Origin of the sequence: Methylobacterium sp. Leaf125 (assembly GCF_001423085.1) — a bacterium.
GTDB lineage: Bacteria > Pseudomonadota > Alphaproteobacteria > Rhizobiales > Beijerinckiaceae > Methylobacterium.
Genome location: NZ_LMNU01000012.1, coordinates 615,752 through 638,217 on the forward strand (window position 1 = coordinate 615,752; position 22,466 = coordinate 638,217).

Annotated in this window: 27 protein-coding genes; 22 read left to right on the plus strand and 5 right to left on the minus strand. The window is 67.7% G+C overall.

Going from position 1 to position 22,466, the window contains the following annotated elements; translation table 11 throughout:
* The first annotated feature begins 93 nt into the window (after positions 1-93).
* Complete coding sequence (gene efp / locus ASF58_RS13930; RefSeq protein ID WP_055953091.1) at positions 94-660, plus strand: elongation factor P; 567 nt, start codon at positions 94-96, stop codon at positions 658-660.
* Positions 661-685: 25 nt separating this feature from the next.
* On the opposite strand, the gene ASF58_RS13935 is transcribed toward efp, so the two are convergent.
* Positions 686-1,675: a heparan-alpha-glucosaminide N-acetyltransferase gene (locus ASF58_RS13935; protein WP_156375673.1), complete on the minus strand. Its 990-nt coding sequence runs from the start codon at positions 1,673-1,675 to the stop codon at positions 686-688.
* A gap of 301 nt (positions 1,676-1,976) precedes the next feature.
* On the opposite strand from ASF58_RS13935, the gene ASF58_RS13940 reads away from it, so the two are divergent.
* The 9 genes from ASF58_RS13940 to ASF58_RS25005 all read left to right on the plus strand — a co-directional run bounded on the left by ASF58_RS13940 (position 1,977) and on the right by ASF58_RS25005 (position 7,663).
* Positions 1,977-2,594, plus strand: coding sequence for a cold-shock protein (locus ASF58_RS13940; protein ID WP_055953095.1), 618 nt, complete (start codon positions 1,977-1,979; stop codon positions 2,592-2,594).
* Positions 2,595-2,665: 71 nt separating this feature from the next.
* On the plus strand, positions 2,666-3,103 hold the full coding sequence (locus tag ASF58_RS13945; protein WP_244477335.1) for a DUF192 domain-containing protein: 438 nt from the start codon (positions 2,666-2,668) through the stop codon (positions 3,101-3,103).
* Between the two features lie 137 nt (positions 3,104-3,240).
* Positions 3,241-3,771 carry a hypothetical protein gene (locus ASF58_RS13950; protein ID WP_156375674.1) on the plus strand — a complete coding sequence of 177 codons (531 nt, stop codon included), beginning with the start codon at positions 3,241-3,243 and terminating at the stop codon, positions 3,769-3,771.
* Between the two features lie 97 nt (positions 3,772-3,868).
* Positions 3,869-4,765, plus strand: coding sequence for a dienelactone hydrolase family protein (locus ASF58_RS13955; protein WP_055953101.1), 897 nt, complete (start codon positions 3,869-3,871; stop codon positions 4,763-4,765).
* A gap of 154 nt (positions 4,766-4,919) precedes the next feature.
* Positions 4,920-5,360: a response regulator gene (locus tag ASF58_RS13960; protein ID WP_055953104.1), complete on the plus strand. Its 441-nt coding sequence runs from the start codon at positions 4,920-4,922 to the stop codon at positions 5,358-5,360.
* Between the two features lie 91 nt (positions 5,361-5,451).
* Complete coding sequence (locus ASF58_RS13965) at positions 5,452-5,655, plus strand: hypothetical protein (protein WP_146056346.1); 204 nt, start codon at positions 5,452-5,454, stop codon at positions 5,653-5,655.
* A gap of 139 nt (positions 5,656-5,794) precedes the next feature.
* Positions 5,795-6,991: a hypothetical protein gene (locus ASF58_RS13970; protein WP_055953110.1), complete on the plus strand. Its 1,197-nt coding sequence runs from the start codon at positions 5,795-5,797 to the stop codon at positions 6,989-6,991.
* Between the two features lie 114 nt (positions 6,992-7,105).
* Positions 7,106-7,306 (plus strand): hypothetical protein, encoded by a 201-nt coding sequence (locus ASF58_RS13975; RefSeq protein ID WP_055953113.1) that lies wholly within the window; start codon positions 7,106-7,108, stop codon positions 7,304-7,306.
* Positions 7,307-7,486: 180 nt separating this feature from the next.
* Complete coding sequence (locus ASF58_RS25005) at positions 7,487-7,663, plus strand: DUF1328 domain-containing protein (protein ID WP_003599466.1); 177 nt, start codon at positions 7,487-7,489, stop codon at positions 7,661-7,663.
* Positions 7,664-7,806: 143 nt separating this feature from the next.
* Here ASF58_RS25005 and ASF58_RS25865 read toward each other — a convergent pair whose 3' ends face one another.
* The gene (locus ASF58_RS25865; RefSeq protein ID WP_055953115.1) at positions 7,807-8,031 is read right to left on the minus strand and encodes a NepR family anti-sigma factor; all 225 of its coding nucleotides are present in this window, start codon (positions 8,029-8,031) and stop codon (positions 7,807-7,809) included.
* Positions 8,032-8,211: 180 nt separating this feature from the next.
* On the opposite strand from ASF58_RS25865, the gene ASF58_RS13985 reads away from it, so the two are divergent.
* Together ASF58_RS13985 and ASF58_RS13990 are read left to right on the plus strand one after the other, a co-directional pair.
* Positions 8,212-9,015, plus strand: a complete 804-nt coding sequence (locus tag ASF58_RS13985; protein WP_055953119.1) for a response regulator — start codon at positions 8,212-8,214, stop codon at positions 9,013-9,015.
* Between the two features lie 455 nt (positions 9,016-9,470).
* Positions 9,471-9,836 carry a hypothetical protein gene (locus ASF58_RS13990; protein ID WP_156375675.1) on the plus strand — a complete coding sequence of 122 codons (366 nt, stop codon included), beginning with the start codon at positions 9,471-9,473 and terminating at the stop codon, positions 9,834-9,836.
* Positions 9,837-9,961: 125 nt separating this feature from the next.
* Here the strand turns inward: ASF58_RS13990 and ASF58_RS13995 are convergent, their stop codons facing one another.
* Positions 9,962-10,156, minus strand: coding sequence for a KGG domain-containing protein (locus ASF58_RS13995; RefSeq protein WP_055953126.1), 195 nt, complete (start codon positions 10,154-10,156; stop codon positions 9,962-9,964).
* A 293-nt stretch (positions 10,157-10,449) separates the two neighbouring features.
* Here ASF58_RS13995 and ASF58_RS14000 point away from each other — a divergent pair, with 293 nt between their 5' ends.
* Complete coding sequence (locus ASF58_RS14000) at positions 10,450-10,893, plus strand: cyclic nucleotide-binding domain-containing protein (protein WP_055953129.1); 444 nt, start codon at positions 10,450-10,452, stop codon at positions 10,891-10,893.
* A gap of 26 nt (positions 10,894-10,919) precedes the next feature.
* Here ASF58_RS14000 and ASF58_RS14005 read toward each other — a convergent pair whose 3' ends face one another.
* The gene (locus ASF58_RS14005; RefSeq protein WP_055953133.1) at positions 10,920-11,366 is read right to left on the minus strand and encodes a VOC family protein; all 447 of its coding nucleotides are present in this window, start codon (positions 11,364-11,366) and stop codon (positions 10,920-10,922) included.
* Between the two features lie 257 nt (positions 11,367-11,623).
* Here ASF58_RS14005 and ASF58_RS14010 point away from each other — a divergent pair, with 257 nt between their 5' ends.
* From ASF58_RS14010 to greA, 8 genes are all read left to right on the plus strand, one after another.
* On the plus strand, positions 11,624-12,265 hold the full coding sequence (locus tag ASF58_RS14010; protein ID WP_055953136.1) for a L,D-transpeptidase: 642 nt from the start codon (positions 11,624-11,626) through the stop codon (positions 12,263-12,265).
* Between the two features lie 49 nt (positions 12,266-12,314).
* Positions 12,315-12,467 (plus strand): DUF3096 domain-containing protein, encoded by a 153-nt coding sequence (locus ASF58_RS25010; protein WP_082513057.1) that lies wholly within the window; start codon positions 12,315-12,317, stop codon positions 12,465-12,467.
* Positions 12,468-12,614: 147 nt separating this feature from the next.
* Positions 12,615-15,287 (plus strand): pyruvate, phosphate dikinase, encoded by a 2,673-nt coding sequence (gene ppdK, locus ASF58_RS14015; RefSeq protein ID WP_055953139.1) that lies wholly within the window; start codon positions 12,615-12,617, stop codon positions 15,285-15,287.
* Between the two features lie 226 nt (positions 15,288-15,513).
* Positions 15,514-15,777: a hypothetical protein gene (locus tag ASF58_RS14020; RefSeq protein WP_055953142.1), complete on the plus strand. Its 264-nt coding sequence runs from the start codon at positions 15,514-15,516 to the stop codon at positions 15,775-15,777.
* Between the two features lie 170 nt (positions 15,778-15,947).
* The gene (locus tag ASF58_RS14025) at positions 15,948-16,955 is read left to right on the plus strand and encodes a cell wall hydrolase (RefSeq protein ID WP_055953145.1); all 1,008 of its coding nucleotides are present in this window, start codon (positions 15,948-15,950) and stop codon (positions 16,953-16,955) included.
* Positions 16,956-17,148: 193 nt separating this feature from the next.
* Positions 17,149-17,736, plus strand: a complete 588-nt coding sequence (locus ASF58_RS14030; protein ID WP_055953147.1) for a hypothetical protein — start codon at positions 17,149-17,151, stop codon at positions 17,734-17,736.
* Positions 17,737-17,842: 106 nt separating this feature from the next.
* On the plus strand, positions 17,843-18,829 hold the full coding sequence (locus ASF58_RS14035; RefSeq protein WP_055953150.1) for an MDR family oxidoreductase: 987 nt from the start codon (positions 17,843-17,845) through the stop codon (positions 18,827-18,829).
* Positions 18,830-18,871: 42 nt separating this feature from the next.
* Entirely contained in the window at positions 18,872-19,333 is a 462-nt protein-coding gene (gene greA / locus ASF58_RS14040) for a transcription elongation factor GreA (RefSeq protein ID WP_055953154.1), read from the plus strand.
* A gap of 199 nt (positions 19,334-19,532) precedes the next feature.
* Here the strand turns inward: greA and ASF58_RS14045 are convergent, their stop codons facing one another.
* Entirely contained in the window at positions 19,533-20,546 is a 1,014-nt protein-coding gene (locus ASF58_RS14045) for an L-threonylcarbamoyladenylate synthase (protein WP_055953157.1), read from the minus strand.
* A gap of 123 nt (positions 20,547-20,669) precedes the next feature.
* On the opposite strand from ASF58_RS14045, the gene ASF58_RS14050 reads away from it, so the two are divergent.
* Entirely contained in the window at positions 20,670-22,433 is a 1,764-nt protein-coding gene (locus ASF58_RS14050; protein ID WP_055953160.1) for an acyl-CoA dehydrogenase, read from the plus strand.
* The last annotated feature ends 33 nt before the right edge of the window (positions 22,434-22,466 follow it).

The window sequence follows — 22,466 nt, forward strand, 5'->3', positions numbered from 1 at the left end:
GTTAGTGGCGGAGCCAAGATGTCGCTCCCGCGGAGAGATCCGCGTCGGGGCGCCGAGTCGTTTCTCTCAACGAACACAGCAGGACCAGACCCCGTGAAGGTGATCGCCTCTACGCTCCGCAAGGGCAACGTCGTCGACAAGGATGGCAAGCTCTACGTCATCCTGACGGTCGAGAACATCCACCCCGGCAAGGGGACCCCGGTGACCCAACTCGACATGCGCCGCATCACCGACGGCGTGAAGGTATCCGAGCGCTACCGCACCACGGAATCGGTCGAGCGCGCCTTCGTCGAGGACCGGGAGCACACCTTCCTCTACGAGGACGGCGAGGGCTTCCACTTCATGAACCCCGAGAATTACGACCAGGTCGCGATCCCCAAGGACGTCGTCGGCAGCGCCGCGCCGTACCTGCAGGAAGGCATGGCCGTCATGGTCTCCACCCACAACGGCGTGGCGCTGACCCTCGACCTGCCGCAGCGCGTCGTCCTCGAAGTCACCGAGACCGAGCCGGCGATGAAGGGTCAGACGGCCTCCTCGTCCTACAAGCCCGCGATCCTCTCCAACGGCGTCCGCACCGCCGTGCCGCCGCACATCGCCGTCGGCACCCGCGTGGTGATCATGACCGAGGACGGCTCCTACGTGGAGCGCGCCAAGGACTGAGCGCCCCCGGGATCGCGCGCCGGCCTCACGGAGCCGGCGCCGATCCTTCCGCCGCCTCGTAGCAGCCCTGTGACAGCCCCTGGGCCCGCAGGCGCTCCTCGGCGGTGAAGCTGCGCGGCCGGTCCGCCCAGAGGTTTTCCCGGCGAAACGCGTCCGAAACGCAGGCCGCCGCCCGGGTACAGGCTTGGGTCTCGCCCCCCGTCGCGAGGCAGTTGCGCACGTAGAGTGCCCGGAACTCCGCCACCCCCGCCTGCGGGTGCGGGCCCGTCAGGCTGACGATGCCCGTGAAGAGTCCCATCAGGATCGGCTGGTGGATCAGGTAGATCGCCAGGCTGTGGCGCCCGGCCCAGGCCAGCCCCCGCGCGAGGCGGCCGGAGGCCGTCCAGGTCGCGAGCCACGAGCGGCGGACGGTGGCCAGCCCGTACAGGGCCATCGCGACACCGGCGAGAACCATCGCGAACCAGGGAAACAGCGGCACGTAATCGTTGGTCTGCGGCATGGTGCGACCGAGGCCAAGGAAGGACAGCAACGGCGTGTCGAGGATCTCCCCCGAGATCAGATGCGGTCCCGCGAGGACGAGCGCCGCGGCAAGTACCGAAGCCCAGCGTGGCAGTCTCCTGACGAAGGGGAGCGCCAGCACGCTCGAGACGGCGATGCAGTGCAGGATGCCGAAGAAGATGTAGTTCGACGGATCGGTGATGAGGGTCGCGACGGTCACGAGCAGCGCCGCACCGGCGATCCGAGCCAGCCGCAGGACGAACGGCCGCGCCGCGAAGCGCTCGTCGTTCATCAGCACGAGACCGATCCCGACCAGAATTAGGAAGCTTCCGGCGATCCCGTGCGCGGCGAGCCTGCCCGACGGTGTCAACGCGTAGTTTTCGGGCGTGAGCCGCAGAGCCCCGAGATCCCAGGTGGCGTGATAGAGCGCCATCGCCACGAGGGCGATGCCACGCGAGACGTCGAGGGCCGCGTACCGGAACCGGGGTGAAACGGAAGAAGGAAGCGGGCGCATCATCGCGCAGGCCCTAGCATCGATCCCGCACGGTCGCGACGGCCGGGCCTGGATCACAGACTCTATGCTCTTCCGCTCCGGTGCTTAACAAATTTTGATCACCCACACGCAAAGCCTAAAAATACTAAAGCTTGGCCAGGGCTTAGGGTTCAGTCGGTGGGGGTGGGCTGTTGCCTTCGCACCGCCCTGCCGAACAATGCGGCATTGAAGTCCAGCGCGGATCGCCAAACGGGCTTCCGCCGAGTCATGACTTTGTTAATCTCTGGTGCGGGTCGCGAGACGTGATTCGGTGTGGGTTGCTTACATGTCTGACGATTTCGGTTCAGGCCCCTTCGGGCAGCGTTCGTCGGGCGAGCAGGACGACACCCGCGCCCTCGAGGGTCAGGGCGCTGAGGCGCAGCGACCGCTCGACCTCACGGAGGTCTCGGGCCGGATCAAGTGGTTCGACGTGGCAAAGGGTTTCGGCTTCATCGTGCCGGACGACGGCTCGGCCGACGTGCTCCTCCACATCACCTGTCTGCGCCGGGACGGGCATCAGAGTGCCAGCGAGGGCGCTCGCGTGGTGGTGGAGGCTACGGAGCGGCCTCGCGGCTGGCAGGCCTTTCGGGTCATCTCCCTCGATCAGTCGACCGCGCTTCACCCCTCCGAACTGCCTCTGCCGCGCACCCACGTTACGGTCACGCCGACCAGCGGCCTCGAAACCGCCGTGGTGAAGTGGTTCAACCGCCTGCGCGGCTTCGGATTCCTCAGCCGCGGCGACGGGACGCCGGACATCTTCGTTCACATGGAGACGCTCCGCCGTTACGGAATCGCCGAACTCAAGCCGGGCGAGACCGTTCTCGTCCGCTACGGCGATGGTTCCAAGGGCAAGATGGCCGCCGAAGTCCGGCTGCTCGACGGTGCGCTGCCCGCCTCACACTGACGGATGGTCCGGTGGTCACGCGACGTTTGATCGATTGGCGCGATGGATTTCGCGCGCTCCTCGCCCTTGCCGTGTTCGGGTTCATCCTCGGTCACGCAGCCGCGCAGGATGCGGCCTCCGGGCCGACAGAACCGCTCAGCATCGTCGGTCGCGAGGGACGGCACGTCTTCACGGTCGAGGTGATGCGAACGGACGCGGAGCGCTCGCGAGGGTTGATGTACCGGCGCACGATGGCGCCCGATCACGGCATGCTGTTCGATTTCGAAGCCTCTGCACCCGTGGCGATGTGGATGAAGAACACCTACCTGCCGCTCGACATGCTGTTCATTCGTGCCGATGGCACCATCGCGAAGATTGCGGCCGATACAGAGCCGCTTTCCACCAAGGTGATCCCCTCGAACGAGGCTGTCCTCTCCGTGCTGGAGCTGAATGCCGGTACGGCCGCGCGCCTCAGGATCCATGCCGGCGATCGCGTGGAGCATGCCCTGTTCGCGCGGAAGCCACGCTAGGGGTATCGTCGCCCACCCGAACACACCGAGAACAAAGGCTTGACGCCCGGTCGATTTATCCCCACTGTTCCCTCAATGTTCTGATCCATTTCGGGACGGCCACGCGGCGGCTCCGAACCTGGCGACGAGGGGACATCATGTTCGACCTGCCTTTGGACGACTTGCCTCTAGACGACTTCACCCAGGACGACCTGTCGCCCAGCGCTGGGTGCGAGCCGGTTGAGGTCCTGTTCGAGAACGCCGACTGGCGTGTCGCCGCCGACGGCCTGGAGCATCGCGGGACCGGCTACTTCATCGCGCGGGAAACCCTTGCCCAACGGCGGGGCGATCTCTGGGAATGGCCGATGCATCTCGCCGAGAAGAGCTGGTGCACGCCGCGCAGCTTCCGCGAGGCGTTCCTTGCCGCCGTAACGGCGTTCGGGATCGAGATGGACTCGGGCCTCTCGCAATCCTTCGCCATGGCCTTCGGGCTGGTCGCCGGCACCGGAACGCGACGGGGCGAGGCGGGCTTCGTGGCGCTGGGCGATCTCGTTCGGCCGAAGCCCGCGGGCTCCGGGGCGGCCCGGAAGCGCAACCCGACCGGCGAGACTCGGCTGGCGACGCGGCGCGTTGGCGCGCCGGTGGATTCGCGGACGGGCGAGGCGGCACGCCAGCGCGTCGCTCTCTGAGACTGTTCGGCCCGGCGTCGAGCCCTAATTTCCTGGCTGCGATCCAGGATGTCTTCGTCCGACGAGATCGCTTCTCCCAGATCGCCCCGGGATCATCATGTCGAACACGTCGGATCACCGCGCAGACGCCACGCCGCTCGAAGGTCTCGACGGCCTCCTGACGCCGCCCTTTTCCCGACGCGGCTTCGTCATGACGAGCCTGATGACGGGACTGACCCTGGCGACGAGTTCCGTCGAGGCCCAGGTGATCAGGACCGATGCCGAGGGCATCGAAGCGGGTGAGGTCAAGATCCCCGCCGCCGATGGTCCGATGCCCGGATATCGGGCCATGCCGAAGGGGGAGGGGCCGTTTCCGATCATCCTCGTCATCGAGGAGATCTTCGGCGTGCACGACTACATCAAGGATATCTGCCGCCGGCTCGCCAAGGTCGGATACTGCGCGGTGGCACCCGAGCTCTATGCCCGCCAGGGCGATCTCTCGACGATGACGGATGCGAAGGTGATCATCCGCGACATCATCTCGAAGACCCCCGACGCCCAATGGATCGCCGATCTGGATGCAGCCGCAAGCTGGGCGGTCTCGGCCTCGCATGGGGATCCGTCACGGATCGGAACGATGGGCTGGTGCCGCGGTGGGCGCGGCGTCTGGCTCTATGCCGCTCACCGGAAGGATCTGAAGGCGGGTGTCGCCTGGTACGGTCCCGTCGGCGGTGAGCGTACGGAGATCCAGCCACGCACGGCCACCGACCTGGCGGCCGAGCTCAATGCACCGCTCCTGTGCCTCTACGGCGGCGCAGATACCGGCATTCCCGTCCCGGCCGTGGAGGCGGCGCGGGACAAGGCCAAGGCCGCCGGCAAGTCGGTAGAACTCGTCGTGTATCCGGATGCCCCGCACGGATTCCACGCGGATTACCGGCCAAGCTATCATGAAGCGGATGCGAAAGACGGTTGGGCGCGCGCTCTAGCCTTTCTCAAATCTCACGGTGTTGGCTAAAAACCTCGCGAAAGCGTGGCATTGAAAGCACAACGGGCCCACGCGGCGCGCATTCAGGGTTATTGGTCGGTTCCGCCACATTGACAGCTTCGCGCCTCCGTGGCGCAAGATTGCACTTGGCCCGCCGTTCTGGCCCGAAGAGCGTACCGGACCCATGAGTGCTGTGACCCCATCTGACGCACGTCCCGTGATCCTCGTCGTCGAGGACGAGCCAGATGAGCGGTTCCTTGCGGCCGAGCTTCTCGAAGAGACCGGCTTCCGGGTCATCGAAGCCGAGACGGCCGAACGCGCCCTGGCGATTCTCAACGATCGGGGCGACGAAGTCAGCGTCGTCTTCTCGGACGTTCGGACCCCGGGGCCGATCGGTGGTTTCGAACTGGCCCGCATTATCGGCGTCACCTGGCCGCGCGTTCGGGTGCTGTTGACCTCCGGCGATGCCGGTGACCAGCCCAGCGACCTGCGTGTCTCGGCGACCTTCATCCCGAAGCCTTGGCGCGCCGCCGACATCCTGGCCTGGGTCGAGGAGGCGGCCGGACGCACCGACGGCTCCACTTCCGGGCCGGACGTCATCGGCTCTCCCCTGCGCGGCAATTAAATTTATCATAGATCAACGGAAACATCGGGTCGCGGAGCCGTTGAACGGGTTCCCGCAATCGAGAGGCCGCGCGATGGCCCGGAAGCCGACGATGAACTTTGCCCAATCGGTCAGCGCCCAGCGTCCGGATGAAGCGTGGTCGTCCCTGACCGGCTTGCCCGAAGATCGCCTGATGGCGACACTCGGAAGCAATCTTCGCGATGTCTATCAAGCCGTCACCGACGCAGTTCAGCCCAGCGATCTGATGCGGCTCGCCGCAATGATCGACGACCGACGCGGTCAGACCAAGCGCTGAGCCCCAAATTCCGCTGGGCAAGTGCGGCGGGAATACCGCACTCAGGCGGTGCGGATTGCCGTATGGTTCGGCCCACATTTGATCCGTGCTTCGCGAGGACTGGCCTTCGAGGCTCACGGGCTGCGTCATCGGACTGTCCATGCGTTCCACACTAAGCCTCGGCGTCGCCGCTCTGGGCCTCGCCGCCTTGCTGGCGGCGGCTGCTCCGGCCATCGCCGCCGCCCCGCCGAACCAGCCCGCAGAGGGCCCCGGCGGGATCGGCGATCGCGCCGCGGCCATCGTGAAGCGCGGTCTCGGCAAGGCCGGCTCCGGCAGCTTCGTCTTCTACAAGGCAGGCGCGGCACCCACCGAGGGTCGCCCCGTCGTCGTCTTCCTGCATGCCTGGGGCGCCCCCAATCCGCAGGCCTACGGCAGTTGGATCGATCACCTCGCCCGGAGCGGCTCCCTCGTCGTCTTTCCACGCTTCCAGGACCTCAATCGAACGCGTCCATCGGAGGCGAGCGCGATCGCCGAGCGCATCCTGAAGTCGACGCTGTCCGACCTCGCCAGTGATGCCGACGCAAAACCCGACCCGAAGCGGGTCGCGGTGATCGGGCACCTCGCCGGCGCACCGATCGCCGCCAACATCGCCGCCGACGCGGCCGAGCAGGGCCTGCCCATCCCGCGCCTCGTGTTCGCGATCATGCCGGGCGGTATCGCCAGCGACGCGCGCGCTCGAGGGATCGTCCTGCACGATCTCGCCCGGATCGCCCCTGAGACCCTGGTCATCACGGTGATCGGCGACCGCGACGCGCGGGCCGCCGATTTGGCCGGACGACGCCTCCTGCGGGAGGCCAGCGCCGTGCCGAGCGAGCGCAAGCTGTTCGTGCGCGCGCTCTCGGACGACCATGGGTTTCCCGCTCTGGCCGCCACGCTCACGTCGCCGGCCGGCGTGGATGCCGCCTATGACGGATCGGCCATCAAGCTGCCGCCGGAGCCGCCCCGCGACCCGAAGCAGCCGGCTCCGCCCTTCAAATGGTCGCCCGATATGGCCCTCACGGGCGAGCAGACGACGCTGGTTTCTCAGATCAACAATTCTCGCGCCGACAGCCTCGACTATCTGGCCTACTGGAAGACCTTCGACCTCGCTGCCGCTGCGGCGTTCGGCGGAACGGACGCCGCGGGCCTCAAGGCCAATCCGCGCTTCAGCGACATGGAGCGGTGGGCCGACGGCTGGCCGGTCAAGCGCCTCGTGGTGGAAACACCCCGTCCGCCGGCGGTCCAGCCGGCGGTCGCCACGCCGATCCCGGCGTCGACGGGCGCCCGTCCCAAGCCGGCCGCATCGCGGCGTCCCTGACGCGCGCTGACAGTCCCGCTAGTCCGGCGAACGGCGCACCCCCTCCGTCGTGCGGGCGCGACGGGCTGGCGCAAGCTTTGCGTGAGGACATCCGGGTCAACCGGATGCACCGCCATGCCCGAATTCATCGCTGTCCTTGCCGCGTCCGCGTTGTTTTGTGCCACAGTCATCGTGCTGAACGGCCTGACGCGTCTTCTGCTTCAGATCCATGGCTCCGTCGGCGATCTCGCGGAGAACGGCTTCGGCCAATATGGCCTCGCGCTCGTTGTGTCCGGCATCGTTTGGCGCCGTGCGGTTCGCCGCAACGCTCTGTGACGGCGTTCGGTGTGTCCGTGCATCGGCAGCAGCGAAGAACCGCGTGAAAGGCTTTGCGCGCCACCGGTGGAAAACGTGGCGAACCTGTGGCGAACTCAGGAACCGTCCCGCTAACTTGGCGTTATGCTGTCATGAGGTCGCAGCCGATGCTGCACCGTACTTGATGAAGGGTAGAGTCACATGCTCGGATGGGCCGTTACGTTCCTGGTCGTCGCCCTCGTCGCGGCGCTGCTCGGCTTCGGTGGAATCGCCGGCACGGCGATGGAAGCTGCGAAGCTCGTGTTCTTCGTCGCCATCGTTCTGTTCGCCATCTCGGCCGTGATCGGCCTGATGCGCGGTCGTTCGCCGACGCTCTGATGCCTCTCGGCGCAGTGGCGCCGGAGCACTGGAACACATGAAAAGGGCCGCTCGCTACGAGCGGCCCTTTTTCGCGACGGGTGAGAGTTCACGACCCAGGCCTTCGCTTCCGACGATCTCTCGCAAATGCGACGCAGGTGGCTTCAGCCCTGAGTGTCCGAATTGGGGGTCGACGCGTCGAGCTTGGCGATGAGGTCGCGGAATCGATCAGGGACCGGTTGCTGCACGATGGTGTCATACATGGCGCGGAGGTGATGCCCGATCCGCTTCTGGGTATGATCACTCAGGCCCTGTCCGGGCACAGCGTCGCTTGTCTTCGGGTCGACTCCCTCGGGTGAGGGGCCGGCACCCGGTCCGTTATCGTCCATACGTCGGTCCCCTTGGATGTCGACAAGCGACATCGCCGCGATTGTTTTGCGGCTTCACATAGGCCATGGCTGCACCTGCAACGCTGGTGTGAACAATCGGTTCCCGCCCGGCGGAACGGAGCCCTGCATTCCGCGTTGTGGCGGAGGCGCCCGATAGAACGGCAAAGCCAAGGGGATATAATGTCGACAGCTCAACTCGTCGTTCAGCATCTGCCGTACCTGCGCCGTTACGCGCGGGCGCTGACCGGCAGCCAGGTTGCTGGCGACGCCTACGTGGCCGCCACCCTGGAAACTCTCGTGAACGAGCCGGAGACGCTCGGTCGCAGCTCCAACGTGAAGGCCGATCTGTTCCGCGTCTTCACCCGCATCTGGAATTCGCTGTCGGTGAATGGCCAGAGCGAGCAGGTTCAGCACGATCTGCCGGCGGAAGTCCGCCTCGGCCAGATCACGCCGCTGCCGCGCCAGGCCTTCCTGCTCTCGTGCCTCGAGGGCTTCTCGGAGGAGGATGCCGCGATCATCCTCGACGTCGACGTCAGCCAGGTCCGCGACCTCGTCGATGAAGCCGGACGCGAGCTTGCAGCCGACATGGCCACCGAGATCCTCATCATCGAGGACGAGCCGCTGATCGCGATGGATCTCGAGGCGCTCGTGGAAGGCCTCGGCCACAACGTGATCGGCGTTGCGCGTACCCGCACCGAGGCGATCAAGATCGCCTCCGGGGGCACGCGCCCAGGCCTGATCCTGGCCGACATCCAGCTCGCCGATGGCAGTTCCGGCCTCGACGCCGTGAACGACCTCCTGAAGACCTTCGAGGTTCCGGTGATCTTCATCACGGCCTACCCCGAGCGCTTCCTCACCGGCGAGCGCCCCGAGCCGGCGTTCCTGATCGCCAAGCCCTTCCAGCCCGCCAACGTCTCGGCGGTGATCAGCCAGGCCTTGTTCTTCCAGCAGAGCGCCCGTCGCCGTGAGGCGAAGTCGGCCTGATCGCTCTGCCTGGGAGCGCCCGCTGCGCTCTGAATTCGTGGAGGAGCAGCTGAACGAGCCCCGGTCGAACGACCGGGGTTTTTTCATGCCGTCCGCCAAGGTCCTCTGCAGCTCGCCATACGGACACAAAAAAACGGGTCGGATTAACTCCGACCCGTCGAAAGGTTCCGGCCAATGCACAAGGGGAATGCGGGGGAGGACCAGGCGGCCGGGTGCTGGAACAACGAAGTTCGACTGCAAGGGTTCCGATTCCGGTCTCCGACGTGTGATTTTTCTCGACGGCGATGCAAAATCGCCACGGGCGGCGGGAGGCTGGGAGCCGAGGCGGTGGCAATCAAGACAATGCGATGCATCGCCTTAAGGACTGGATATCCAGATCAAAAGGGTTAAGGAACCGTTGTTTTCGAACTGCGTTGAACTGACAACCTGTCAAGCTCTGCGCGGAGATTACGGCAATGTCTCGGTCTGGCTTCTTCCTCAGCGTGAGTGGACCGGCCGCTGTTCTGGCGTTGCTGATCCAACCGACCGTCCGCCAGGCCGCTGATCAGTGGGCGCCATCCGCCAAACCGGTCCTGTCGATGGTTCAGCAGGAGATCTCCGAGATCGGTGTCGTTCCGGCGACAGCTGGACAGATCCATCTTGCTTCCGTTCCGAATACCGCCCCGCGCTCGGAGCCGGTTGCGCCCGCCCTGGGTCGCACCGCCAGCGACAAGGAGATGCCTCGCCTGCGCAAGCCGCTTCAGGAAGGCTGCGAGCGGGCGATCAGTTCACTGGCCGGACCGGAAGCGCGCCGCATGGTTCCGGGCCGCTGCATGACCTGACGAGACGCTGGACATTCATGGTCCAACACAAACGCCCCGTTCCATCTGGACGGGGCGTTTGTGTTGGTAGACGCGAAGCAAAGAAAAGGCGCGTGACCCCCAAGAGCCACGCGCCATAATGCGTCTTACTCGTCGCCGGGACGGCCGGAGCCACTCGACTGTCCGCCCTTGCGGCCGGCATTCGAGGCCAGTTCGCGATCCTGCGAGAACGAGCGCTTCTCGGCCGGCACGCTGCGGCCACCCTTGCTCGCGATTTCCCGCTGCCGTTCGAGGTCCATCGATGCGAAACCTCGCTTCGAGGTGGAATTTCCTGATGCCATCAGCGCCTCCTCAGCTTTGCGTTCACTGCCAGGACAACCTTTGCCAATATCGATGGTTCCTCATCTGATCACGGCGTGAGCAGTCCATGCGCCAAGGATTGGCGATTAATTTAAGCTTAACCGTTAGATCGAACGGTTGGACTGGTGGGCGGTGGCGAAGCGCGAATCGTGTCCGCTGGGGGCGTCGCGGTCCGTGGGGCGATGGGGTCTGGACAAATTGGCACGGAGCCGCATTGGATGCGCCAGGATCGTGCCGCCCCAAGAGGGACGTCGCGTCACGGGAGCCTGACTCAATGACCCTCGAGACCGAGGTTTCGTCTCTTCGCCAGGTGCCCTTGTTCCGTGGTGTCGAGCCGTCGCGCTTGAAGCTCCTCGCCTTCACCAGCGAGCGCGTCCATTTCGAAGCGGGCCAGCAGCTCTTCGCCCAGGGCGACGCGGCCGACGCGGCGTATCTCCTTCTGGAAGGCTCGGCGGAGGTCTCGATCGACGGACCGCAGGGGCCCTTTCGCTTGGCGTTGCTGGGGGCAAACGCTCTCGTGGGCGAGATGGGCATCCTCGCCGACCAGCCACGCTCGGCCACCGTCGCCGCCGTCGATCCGGCCACCGTCCTGCGAATCGACCGGACCGTCTTCCTGGAGTTGCTGGCGCAGTTCCCGCCCATCGCCATCGCGGTGATGCGCGAATTGGCACTCCGCCTCGAACAGACCAACCAACAGCTCGCCCAAAGTCGAGGCTGAGGCCGACGGTCGAGCCGGACCGCGTCCTACGGAGAGGGCGGATAGGTGATGAACTCCATCAGGGATCCGTCAGGGTCTCGAAAATAGAGGCTGACCCCGGCGCCGGCGGCGCCGTTGCGCTCCACGGGTCCGAGCTCGACCGTCACGCCCAGCGAGGCGAGGTGGGCGGCGGCCTGCTCGATCGAGCCCGACCAGCGAAAGCACAGGTCGCTGTTTCCCGGCTGCACGGGAATCCTGGCCAACGGCGTCGCGTCCACGCCCGGCCCGTGCACGTTCAGCTGAACGCCGCCGAAGCGATACGCGAAGGCCGATCCGCGCGGAATGATCTCGGCCCCCATCACGTCCCGATAGAACGCGTTCGAGCGCTCCCAGTCCGTGACGTGGATGACGCAGTGATCGAGATGAACGGCGGGGGCGAGGTCGGCCAGCGGAGCGTCGGCATCGATCTCGGAAAGCACCTGCGTCTCGACCATCGTCACCTGTGCTCCGGGGCCGGGGGCGGCCCGGAGCCATCATGAAAGTCTCGTTCGCGCGATGCAATGCGCGGGGCGCAAGGCCGCCCGGGCGTCCCGGCCTCGTCCGGCCTCGTCCGGCCTCGGAACCCTCCGCCGCACGATGAATCGCGCACGCAACATCCGACCTGCGGCGGGAATGACACAACGTCGGAGGTCCGGGAGCGGTAGTCAGGGGACAGAGCCGTCCTCCGACGCGTCGAAACGTGGAGCTGTCCATGCCGTCCCGCCGTCTCATCCTCGGCCTGATCCTGATCGCGCCCCTCGCGGCGTGCCAGTCCCGTGGCCCCGTGAACCTGGCGCAGGACGACGAGGCTGCCTGGTACACCGGTACGATGCCGGACAAGCCCTACGACGTCCCCCTGGTCGACAAGTCCCGGCTCGATCCGAAGTATCGCCGGCAGGTGGTGCGCTACACCGGGCCCGAGAAACCCGGCACGATCGTCGTCGATATCGACAACCGGCAGCTCGCCCTGGTGCAGGAGGACGGGACGGCGGTTCAGTACGGCGTCGGCGTCGGTAAGCTCGGCTTCTCCTGGAAGGGCCAGGCGCGGGTCGGACGCAAGGGCGTCTGGCCGGACTGGAGCCCCACCACCACCATGGTCTCCCTCAACCCCGACCTGCCGCGCACCCGGAAGGGTGGCGTCGACAACCCCCTCGGCGCCCGTGCCCTGTATCTCTACCAGGGAAACCGCGACATCCTCTTCCGCATCCACGGCACCAACGAGCCCTGGAGCATCGGCGAACAGATGTCGTCCGGCTGCGTGCGCATGCTCAACGAGGACATCGTCGACCTCTACGAGCGGGTGCCGGTGGGCACGCAGGTGCTGATCAAGCGCAACGGAAAGTACCGCGTCTGAGGTCCCGGGCGGCGCAGACAAGTCCCAATGGCGTGCCGGAGCGCGACCCATGACCATCACGATTTCCAGCCTTCAGCCCGTCATCGCCCTGGCCGCCGGCGTGCTGATCCTGATCGTCCCGCGGCTGCTGAACTACATCGTGGCGATCTACCTGATCCTGGTCGGCTTGATCGGCCTCGGTGTCTTCCGGTCGCTCGGCTGATCCGGCAACGGCTCCGTTACAGCGGGCCCGAAGCGTCACGCTGTCATCGCCTGGGCGAGCCGTTCATCTTGCGTTGCAGCAGAAGATGGTCCAACCCGCCGTGTTAGGCATGGGGCAGTTTTCACTCCTGCAAGCGGACGGATACAGATGGGCAAGTGGGTCTACTCCTTCGGTGACGGCAAGGCCGAGGGCCAGTCGTCCATGCGCAACCTGCTGGGCGGGAAGGGCGCGAACCTCGCGGAGATGTCGAATCTCGGTCTTCCGGTGCCACCCGGTTTCACCATCACGACCGAAGTCTGTACCTACTACTACGATCACGGACAGCAGTATCCGGAAGAGCTGAAGGGCCAGGTCAAGGCCGCCCTCGACGCCGTCGGTGCGCTCACCGGACGCGGCTTCGGCGATCCGGAGAACCCGCTCCTCGTTTCGGTCCGCTCGGGCGCCCGCGCCTCGATGCCGGGCATGATGGACACGGTGCTCAACCTCGGCCTCAATGACCGCACCGTCGAGGCCCTGGCGCAGGGCGCCGGCGATCCGCGCTTCGCCTACGATTCCTACCGCCGCTTCATCACCATGTACTCGAACGTCGTCCTCGGCGTGGAGCATCACGCCTTCGAGGAGGCGCTGGAGCACTACAAGGAAGGCAAGGGCGTCAGCCTCGACACCGAACTGGGGGCCGAGGACTGGAAGCACCTCGTCGGGAAGTACAAGGCCATCGTGAAGGCCGAGCACGGCTCCGACTTCCCGCAGGCTCCCGAAGATCAGCTCTGGGGCGCCATCGGTGCGGTGTTCGATTCCTGGATGATCCCGCGGGCCAAGAAGTACCGTGAGCTGAACAGCATTCCGGAGAGCTGGGGCACGGCCGTCAACGTTCAGGCCATGGTGTTCGGCAACATGGGCGATACCTCGGCCACCGGCGTCGCCTTCACCCGCAACCCGTCCACCGGTGAGCGCGCCCTCTACGGCGAGTTCCTGATCAACGCCCAGGGCGAGGACGTGGTGGCGGGCATCCGCACCCCGCAGGACATCACCGAGAAGGCCCGCATCGAGGCCAAGTCCGACCGTCCGTCGATGGAGCTGGCCATGCCCGACTCCTACGCCGAGCTGGTGCGGATCTACGGCCTCCTCGAGAACCACTACCGCGACATGCAGGACATGGAGTTCACCATCGAGAGCGGAAAGCTCTGGATGCTTCAGACCCGCAACGGCAAGCGCACCGCCAAGGCGGCCCTGCGGATCGCCGTCGATCTCGCCGCCGAAGGCCTGATCACCGAGGAGGAGGCCATCGGCCGCGTCGAGCCCGCCGCCCTCGACCAGCTCTTGCATCCAACCATCGACCCGAAGGCCGAGCGCAAGGTCATCGCCGCCGGCCTGCCCGCTTCGCCGGGCGCCGCCACCGGCGAGATCGTCTTCAACTCCGAGGATGCCGAGGCCGCCCGCAAGGCCGAGCGCAAGTGTATCCTGGTGCGCGTGGAGACCTCGCCGGAAGACATCCACGGCATGCACGCCTCCGAGGGCATCCTCACCACACGCGGCGGCATGACCAGTCACGCGGCCGTGGTGGCCCGCGGCATGGGCAAGCCCTGCGTCTCCGGCGTCGGCTCGATCCGCGTCGACTACAAGGCCGGCACCCTCTCAGTGGCCGGAACCACCCTGAAGGCCGGCGACAAGATCACCATCGACGGCTCGACGGGCCAGGTGCTCCTGGGCGAGGTGGCGATGCTGGAGCCGTCCCTGTCGGGCGAGTTCGCCACCCTGATGGGCTGGGCCGACAAGGTGCGCACCATGAAGGTCCGCACCAATGCCGACACCCCGACCGACGCCCGCGCTGCCCGGAACTTCGGCGCCGAGGGCATCGGCCTGTGCCGCACCGAGCACATGTTCTTCGAGGGTGACCGCATCGTCGCCGTGCGCGAGATGATCCTCGCCGACGACGTCGAGGGCCGCCGCGCGGCGCTCGCCAAGATCCTGCCCTACCAGCGTCAGGACTTCGTCGAGCTGTTCACGATCATGTCTGGCCTGCCCGTCACGATCCGCCTGCTCGATCCGCCGCTGCACGAATTCCTGCCGCACACCGACGAGGAGGTCCGCGACGTCGCCACCAGCACGGGCGTCTCCGAGGACAAGCTGCGCCGCCGCATGACGGAGCTGCACGAGTTCAACCCGATGCTCGGCTTCCGCGGCTGCCGCCTCGCGATCGCCTTCCCGGAGATCGCCGAGATGCAGGCTCGGGCGATCTTCGAGGCGGCCGTCCAGGCCGCCAAGGAGACGGGATCGCCCGTCACCCCCGAGGTGATGGTGCCGCTCGTCTTCACGAAGATGGAGTTCGACATCGTCAAGGCGCGCATCGATGCCATGGCGAAGGCCGTCGCTGCCGAAACGGGCAGCACGGTTGATTATCAGGTGGGCACGATGATCGAGCTGCCCCGGGCCGCGCTCCGGGCCGGCGACATCGCCGAGACGGCGGAGTTCTTCTCCTTCGGCACCAACGACCTGACGCAGACCGCCCTCGGCATCTCCCGCGACGATGCCGCGACCTTCCTGGGCGCCTACACCCAGAAGGGCATCCTGGCGGCCGATCCGTTCATCAGCATCGACCAGGAGGGCGTCGGCGAGCTCGTGCGCATCGGCGTCGAGCGCGGCCGGGCGGTGCGTCCCGACATCAAGCTCGGCATCTGCGGCGAGCACGGCGGCGACCCGGCTTCGGTGGCATTCTGCCAGGAGGTCGGCCTCGATTACGTGTCGTGCTCACCCTACCGGGTGCCGATCGCCCGTCTCGCGGCTGCCCAAGCGGCCCTCGCTGCCAAGACCGCCAAGTAGGAGCGCGTCGAGGACGTCGGCGACTCCAGCGGGGTCGCCGCGCCCCGACGCTCATGACCGGGACGGCCACGCGCCGTCCCGGTCCACCCGTTAAACGAACCGTTCAACAAATTGTCGAAAACGCGGCGAACCGATTCCGCGCGGGCACGTTCAGTGCTAGTGCCAAGCCGTTGCGCGCAGGCAACCCTGCTCACAGGGGCGGCAGCCAACGCGTGGGATCGCCGGCATGAACGACACCAGCCCACCCCCCCTGTTTCTCAATGAAAATCCCGTCGCCGTCCCGCTGCCCCGCGTGATGCAGCAGGCCTATCTCTGGGTCGTGGCAGGCCTCGGCGGCCTTGCCACCGTTGCGCTGTTCGTCTTCGCCATCGCCACGCAGAGCGGAGCCGATGCCGAGCGGATCGCGGGTGCCCAGGAGAGCGGACGCTCGAGCCTCTCGACGCTGGTCGGCACCTTGGCGGCGATGCATGGGCGCCCTGGCGCCCTCTGACCGCCGGGCTTAACCGCTCCGCAACCATACCGCACGATAGTTGAACGCAACGGCCGTTCGGTGTCCTCCCGGGACCGGCGGTCTGAGCGTTTGGCATCCTGGTGCGAGTCGGTTGCGTGGGTAGGAAACAGGTACGGCGCGCGTCGCATCTGCGCTGGCTCAGCGCTGCGATGACTCCCTGGGCGGCCGGTATCGGCCTGCTCGTCTCCTTTACCGCTACGGCGGGTACGGACATGGCGCCGGGTGCCGTCGGACGGGCGACGGGCACGGACCGTCTCCTGGCGACGGCCTCGCCGGGCGCCCGCCTCGCCGGAACCGAGACTCGCTCGCACGCCCCGCACCGGGTCTACAGCCGCGGCACCCCCGAAGGCTTGTCCGGGATCGAGGGCCGGGGCGATGCTCTGGTCGTCAGGACCAGCCTCTCCGAGCCCGCGAGCGGATTGCTGCAGGCCGGTTCGGCCGCCTGGAATCCCGACCTCGATGCCGGCTTCGTGCCCGCGCCGGATCTCGGCCTTGATCCGAGCGGAGAGGGGGACGGATCGGTGATCGTCGTGGAGGACGGGGCGACCCCCGCCATTCCCCGCGCGGAGGCGCTCTCTTCGACCACCCCGGCCCCGGCCGACGCGACCCCGATCGAGATCGCCGCGGCGAGCCTCGTCTTCCCGGGCCTGTCGCCGCGGGGATCCCAGGTGGATGGCGCCACGCCGGGTGCGGCGGCGCCCCCGGACGTCGCACGCCACCGCTACGCCGACCTGATCGGGCCCGACGCCATGGACCGCGAGCAGCGCTGCCTGGCCGAGGCCGTGTACTTCGAGGCGCGCAGCGAATCCGAGGAGGGCCAGGCGGCCGTCGCCCAGGTCGTCCTCAATCGGGTGAAGAGCGGCCTCTATCCCAGCAACGTCTGCGGCGTCGTCTATCAGAACCGTCACCGCTACATGGGCTGCCAGTTTTCCTTCGCCTGCGAAGGCAAGTCCCTGCGCATCGCAGACGGGCCGTCCTGGCAGACCGCCACCCGGATCGCCAGCGCGGTCATCGACGGGCGCACCTACCTCAGCGAAGTCGGGGGGGCGACCCATTACCATGCGGATTACGTGAAACCTAGCTGGTCGCGACGCTTGAAGAAGATGGACGTCATCGGACGGCACATCTTCTACCAGCTCAAGCGCGGTCAGACCTGATTTTCTAAGCAGTTCCCTGCGTTTTTACCTAAGCAGTGAAACTTCTAAGTAGTCCTAAGCTTGGGTTAATTTTACCTTGAGTCTCGATACAGCTTGATCGAGCGGCAACTTGGCGGCCTCTGGAACGTCGAGATGCGCGCGGACTTCGCGCGCCATTTCGTCCTGTACAGCGTCTCGAGCCGAGGAACCCGTCATGACCACGCCGGTCGCAGTCCGTATCAGTCTCGCCGCCATCGCCGGCGCCGTCATCACCCTGTCTTCCGCCCAGGCCGGCGGCTGCGGTGGCGCCGAGTGCTACCGCCACGTCAACACCCCTCCGGTTTACGGCGCGGTCTCCGAGCAGGTCCTCGTCCGCCCGGCCGAGACCGTCTACCGCACCATTCCCCCCGTCTACGAGACCGTCTCGGAGCGCGTTCTCGTGGCGCCCGGCGGCCGGGTTTGGCAGACCCGTCGGGATGCCTATGGCGCGTTGATCGGGTGCTGGGTGGACGTGCCGCCGCAATACGCCGTCCGCCGCCGCCGCGTCCTCGTGCAGCCCGCGCAGACAGTTCCGGAGACCATCCCGCCGCAATACGCCAGCGTCCGCCGCCGGGTGCTGGTGCAGCCCGCCCGGTCGGGCTGGGTGCCGGCCAATTACGGCCAGGGCGGCTATCCGGGTGCCTTCGGCCCCAGCCTCGCCGTCGGCTCGATCCCGGACGCCTTCGGCGTCACGGGGGCCAGTTCGGCCGATATCGGCGTCGGCCTCGGCTTCTCCTCGGGCAGCATCTACGACGGCTACTGAGCCCTTCGGCACGGCCCCATCTCCGGCCCCGGAGGCCCACCGCGTCCGGGGCCGCTTGATTCGGACCGTCCGTGCCACACCTCAGACCGGTCAGCGGAGGTATGCCATGGGTCAGTTCAAGGCTTGGGTCGTCGAGAAGACCGAGACGGGGCAATCGCTCACCTTCAAGGATTTCGACGACGCCGACCTGATGCCCGGCGACGTCACGGTCCGGATCACCCACTCCACGGTGAACTACAAGGACGGGCTGGCGATGACCGGCCAATCACCGGTGGTGCGGCGCTTCCCCATGATCCCCGGCATCGATTTCGCCGGCATCGTCGAGAGTTCGGACCATCCCGACTACAAGGCGGGCGACGCGGTGGTTCTCACCGGCTGGGGCGTCGGCGAGACCCATCTCGGCGCCTACGCGCAGCGCGCACGGGTCAAGGGCGACTGGCTCGTACCGCTCCCCAAGGGCCTGAGCGCCGCCCAGGCCATGGCGATCGGCACCGCCGGCTATACCGCGATGCTCTGCCTGATGGCGCTCGACCATCACGGCGTGGCCCCCGCCCAGGGGCCGGTTCTGGTCACCGGGGCCTCCGGCGGGGTCGGATCCGTGGCGGTGGCCCTGCTGGCGCGGGCCGGCTGGCACGTCATCGCCTCCACCGGTCGCGATGCGGAAGCCGACTACCTGCGCGGCCTCGGCGCCTCCGAGATCCTCGACCGCGCGGAACTGAGCCAGCCCGGCAAACCCCTGGCCAAGGAGCGCTGGGTGGCGGCCATCGATGCCGTCGGATCGGTCACCCTCGCCAACGTTCTGGCGGGAACGAAGGCGGATGGCGCGGTCGCGGCCTGCGGACTGGCGCAGGGCATGGACCTGCCGACCTCGGTCGCTCCCTTCATCCTGCGCGGAGTCTCGTTGCTCGGCATCAACAGCGTGACGACGCCGCAACCAAAGCGCCGGGCGGCCTGGGACCGGCTAGCCCGGGACCTCGATCACGACAAGCTTGCGGCGATGACCCAGACGGTGCCGCTACCCGGCGTCGATACGGTGGCGCAGGCGATCCTCGAAGGTCGGGTCCGCGGACGGACGGTGGTCGAGGTCGCCTAAGCTTCACGGAACGTCGGGCAGGAGCCGGGCGTTTCGACTTCCATGAGCCAAGCATTCGTTCGCGAGCGTGAGGGTGAGGCGGTGTTCGAGGATCTTCCCGAACGCACGCTCTCGCCGCACGCGAATTTCGTCACTCCGGAGGGCCTGGCCCAGATCGAGGCTGAGGTCGCGCGCCTCCAGGCCGCGTTCTCGGCCCTGACGCCCGAGGCCCAGGCCGACGTCGCCCGGGTGAACCGCGACCTGGCTTACTGGACCGCGCGACGCAGCTCGGCGCAGCTGGTGGAGGCGGAACCGGGCGACGTGGTCCGCTTCGGCTCGACGGTGACGATCCTGGCCGAGGACGACAGCCGCCGAACCTACCGGATCGTGGGCGAAGACGAGTCCGATCCGGCCAAGGGCACGATCTCCTACGTCTCACCGATGGCGCGCGCGCTGACCGGCAAGGTCGTCGGCGACGTTGTCGAGGTGAACGGACACGAGAGCGAGATTCTGGAGATCGCCTGACCGGGGCTCCTGCATCCCCTGACCGCGACTTTCAGGACGCCTCGGGCACGATCAGCGGCCACACGGGATGATCGAACAAGAAAAAAGGCTCGGATTGCTCCGAGCCCGAGAAGGGAAAAGGCCATTGGGGGCTGAACTGGCCTTCGTACAGGGTGAACACGCCCCCGGCAGCTTGGTTCCAACGAATCTCAGAAAAAACTTAGCGCGGCGCCGCGGCTCTCCGAAGCCGGTCGTTGATGGCTTCGCCCAGACCGCGCTCGGGAATGGATGCCACCGCGATCACCCGCGCTCCGACGCCGTCGAGTTGGCGCAGGGCGGAAAACAGGTGAGCCGCGGCTTCGGCGAGATCGCCCGCGGGACTGAGGTTGAGGCGCGCCCGCGCGGCATCCGCTCCCGGAAGGGTTTCCGGACCGAACAGCAACACCGCCTCGTCCGATGAAGCGGAGGTCGCCTCAAGGCGGACTTGCGCCCGAGGGGCGTAGTGGGACGCGAGCAGTCCGGGACCGACCGGATGGGCGGTGTCCCCGCTCTCCGGACCGGCCAGGGCGTAGCCGAGGCGCGCCTCCAGCGCTTCCCGCGTGAGACCGCCCGGCCGCAGCAGCCGGGGCGGCCCGCCGAGGCAGGCAATCACGCTGGATTCGACCCCGACCGGCGTCTCGCCGCCATCCAGCACGGCGGCGATCCGGCCCTCGAGATCCGCCAGGACGTGGTCGGCGCTGGTCGGGCTGACGCGTCCCGAACGGTTGGCGGAGGGCGCGGCGACGGGCCGACCGACCCGCGCCAGCAGGGCCCGGGTCAGGGCGGGCGCCGGCACCCGCAGGGCGACGCTCGGCAGGCCGGCCCGCGCGAGGTCGCAGACGCGGCAGTCCGGAGCGGCCGGCACCACCAGGGTCAGGGGACCGGGCCAGAACGCTTCGGCGAGGCTGCGCGCCGCCTCATCGAAGACGCCCTCGGCGAAGGCCGACGCCGTGTCGGCGAGATGCGCGATCAGCGGGTTGAAGCGCGGCCGCTGCTTGGCGGCAAAGATTCGTGCCACCGCCCCCGGATCGGTGGCATCGGCCCCGAGGCCGTAGACCGTCTCGGTGGGGAAGGCCACGACCTGCCCGGCTCGGAGCAGCGAAGCGGCCGCCGCGATCCCGTCGGCCGCCTCGGACAGCCAGGCGGTCGTTATGGCCGGGATCGCATCGTCGGGGATTGACCCGAGATCGTTCATATCTAAACTATCTGCGCTGGCACCCCTTTGCCGGGGAGAGCCTTGGGCCTAGCGCCCGGCCGGGCCATGCGTCAAACACGGGGCGACACGCGTCGATACAATCAAGGCGCGGGAGGAAGCATCATGACCTATCGCGCTCCGGTGGCTGACATGCTGTTCGCCCTGCGCCACGTGGCCGGGCTCGACGCAGCCCTGGCGGCCGGCCTGCATGGCGACCTCGCCGTCGACGACGCGGAAGCGGTCCTGGCCGAGGCCGGCAAGGTCGCCGAATCCGTCATCGCCCCCCTCAACCGGGTGGGCGACCGTCACGGCACGCCGCTCAGGGACGGTGCCATCACGACGCCGCCGGGCTGGCGCGAGGCCTACCAGACCTGGATCGCGGGCGGCTGGAACGGCCTCAGCGCCGACCCCGATCATGGTGGGCAGGGCCTGCCCCTCGTGCTCAACGCCGCCTGCAACGAGATGTGGAATGCGGCCAGCATCGCCTTCGGTCTCTGTCCGCTCCTCACGGCGGGCGGCATCGAGGCCCTGGCCCAGCACGGCTCGGCCGACCTCAAGACGCGCTACCTCGACAAGCTGGTCTCGGGGGAATGGACCGCGACCATGAACCTGACCGAGCCGCAGGCCGGCTCCGATCTGGCCCTCTTGCGCAGCCGCGCCGAGCCCCTCGGGGACGGCCGCTACGGCATCGTCGGCGCCAAGATCTACATCACCTACGGCGAGCACGACCTGACCGACAACATCGTCCACCTCGTGCTGGCCCGGCTCAAGGATGCGCCGGCCGGCACCCGCGGCATCTCGCTGTTCCTCGTCCCGAAGGTGTTGCCGGACGGCAGCCGCAACGACCTGCGTTGCTCCGGCATCGAGCACAAGCTCGGCATCCACGGCTCCCCCACCTGCTCCATGGCCTTCGGCGACGACGGTGGCGCCATCGGCTGGCTCATCGGTGAAGAGAATCGTGGCCTCGCCTGCATGTTCACGATGATGAACTCGGCCCGGCTCAATGTCGGCCTGCAGGGTGTCGGCATCGCGGAGCGCGCCTACCAGCAGGCGCTGGGCTATGCCCGCGACCGGCGCCAGGGCAAGGCCCCGGGCGCCCCCGAGACGAGCCCCATCCTCGCCCATGCGGACGTGCAGCGCATGCTGCTGACCATGAAGGCCTTCACCCAGGCCGCCCGCGGCATCTGCTACCTCACCGCCGCGGCCCTGGACGCAGCGGAGGGCCCGGAGGGGCAGGCGGCTCACGACCGCGCCTCCCTGCTGACCCCCGTCGCCAAGGCCTTCTCCACCGACATCGCCAACGAGGTGACCTCGCTGGGCGTCCAGGTGCATGGCGGCATGGGCTTCGTGGAGGAGACCGGCGCCGCGCAGCACATGCGCGACGCCCGCATCCTCGGCATCTACGAGGGCACCAACGGCATCCAGGCCATCGACCTCGTTGCGCGCAAGCTCCCGCTGAACGGGGGCGCCACGGTGCGGGCACAGATCGCCAGCCTGCGCCGGACCGCCGAGGGCTTCCTCAAGGATCCCGACCCGGCCTTCGGCAACATCGGCGCCCGGCTGCGGGCGGGGATCGCGAGCCTGGACCGGGCGACGAGCTTCCAGCTCAAGGTGCTGGCTTCGAACCGGCCCGAGGCGGCGCTGGCCGGGGCGACGCCCTACCTGCGCCTGTTCGGCCTCGTCCAGGGCGGCGCCTGCCTCGGCCGCCAGGCGCTCGCCGCCAACGCCGCACTGAAGGCGGGGGAGACCGACCCGGCCCATGCCGGCCGGATCGCCCTGGCGCGCTTCTTCGCCGACAACCTGCTCACCGCGGCCGAGGGGCTGGAGGCGAGCATCCTAGCGGGCGGGTACTTCACCGAGGACGCCGCGCTCGCCCTGGCGAGCTGAGGAGGGCGGCCTGCGGACAGGCCGCCGCGCAAC

Excerpts from the sequence above, each read along its gene's own strand:
- ASF58_RS14045 (WP_055953157.1), bottom strand. The coding sequence starts at position 20,546 with ATGAACGATCTCGGGTCAATCCCCGACGATGCGATCCCGGCCATAACG.
- ASF58_RS13990 (WP_156375675.1), top strand. The coding sequence starts at position 9,471 with ATGTCTCGGTCTGGCTTCTTCCTCAGCGTGAGTGGACCGGCCGCTGTT.
- ASF58_RS13985 (WP_055953119.1), top strand. The coding sequence starts at position 8,212 with ATGTCGACAGCTCAACTCGTCGTTCAGCATCTGCCGTACCTGCGCCGT.
- ASF58_RS13965 (WP_146056346.1), top strand. The coding sequence starts at position 5,452 with ATGAACTTTGCCCAATCGGTCAGCGCCCAGCGTCCGGATGAAGCGTGG.
- ppdK (WP_055953139.1), top strand. The coding sequence starts at position 12,615 with ATGGGCAAGTGGGTCTACTCCTTCGGTGACGGCAAGGCCGAGGGCCAG.
- ASF58_RS14005 (WP_055953133.1), bottom strand. The coding sequence starts at position 11,366 with ATGGTCGAGACGCAGGTGCTTTCCGAGATCGATGCCGACGCTCCGCTG.
- ASF58_RS13970 (WP_055953110.1), top strand. The coding sequence starts at position 5,795 with ATGCGTTCCACACTAAGCCTCGGCGTCGCCGCTCTGGGCCTCGCCGCC.
- ASF58_RS13950 (WP_156375674.1), top strand. The coding sequence starts at position 3,241 with ATGTTCGACCTGCCTTTGGACGACTTGCCTCTAGACGACTTCACCCAG.
- ASF58_RS13935 (WP_156375673.1), bottom strand. The coding sequence starts at position 1,675 with ATGATGCGCCCGCTTCCTTCTTCCGTTTCACCCCGGTTCCGGTACGCG.
- ASF58_RS14020 (WP_055953142.1), top strand. The coding sequence starts at position 15,514 with ATGAACGACACCAGCCCACCCCCCCTGTTTCTCAATGAAAATCCCGTC.
- ASF58_RS25865 (WP_055953115.1), bottom strand. The coding sequence starts at position 8,031 with ATGGACGATAACGGACCGGGTGCCGGCCCCTCACCCGAGGGAGTCGAC.
- ASF58_RS13995 (WP_055953126.1), bottom strand. The coding sequence starts at position 10,156 with ATGGCATCAGGAAATTCCACCTCGAAGCGAGGTTTCGCATCGATGGAC.
- ASF58_RS13940 (WP_055953095.1), top strand. The coding sequence starts at position 1,977 with ATGTCTGACGATTTCGGTTCAGGCCCCTTCGGGCAGCGTTCGTCGGGC.
- ASF58_RS14010 (WP_055953136.1), top strand. The coding sequence starts at position 11,624 with ATGCCGTCCCGCCGTCTCATCCTCGGCCTGATCCTGATCGCGCCCCTC.
- ASF58_RS14000 (WP_055953129.1), top strand. The coding sequence starts at position 10,450 with ATGACCCTCGAGACCGAGGTTTCGTCTCTTCGCCAGGTGCCCTTGTTC.
- ASF58_RS13975 (WP_055953113.1), top strand. The coding sequence starts at position 7,106 with ATGCCCGAATTCATCGCTGTCCTTGCCGCGTCCGCGTTGTTTTGTGCC.
- ASF58_RS14035 (WP_055953150.1), top strand. The coding sequence starts at position 17,843 with ATGGGTCAGTTCAAGGCTTGGGTCGTCGAGAAGACCGAGACGGGGCAA.
- ASF58_RS14050 (WP_055953160.1), top strand. The coding sequence starts at position 20,670 with ATGACCTATCGCGCTCCGGTGGCTGACATGCTGTTCGCCCTGCGCCAC.
- greA (WP_055953154.1), top strand. The coding sequence starts at position 18,872 with ATGAGCCAAGCATTCGTTCGCGAGCGTGAGGGTGAGGCGGTGTTCGAG.
- ASF58_RS25010 (WP_082513057.1), top strand. The coding sequence starts at position 12,315 with ATGACCATCACGATTTCCAGCCTTCAGCCCGTCATCGCCCTGGCCGCC.
- ASF58_RS13955 (WP_055953101.1), top strand. The coding sequence starts at position 3,869 with ATGTCGAACACGTCGGATCACCGCGCAGACGCCACGCCGCTCGAAGGT.
- ASF58_RS13960 (WP_055953104.1), top strand. The coding sequence starts at position 4,920 with ATGAGTGCTGTGACCCCATCTGACGCACGTCCCGTGATCCTCGTCGTC.
- ASF58_RS14030 (WP_055953147.1), top strand. The coding sequence starts at position 17,149 with ATGACCACGCCGGTCGCAGTCCGTATCAGTCTCGCCGCCATCGCCGGC.
- ASF58_RS14025 (WP_055953145.1), top strand. The coding sequence starts at position 15,948 with ATGACTCCCTGGGCGGCCGGTATCGGCCTGCTCGTCTCCTTTACCGCT.
- ASF58_RS25005 (WP_003599466.1), top strand. The coding sequence starts at position 7,487 with ATGCTCGGATGGGCCGTTACGTTCCTGGTCGTCGCCCTCGTCGCGGCG.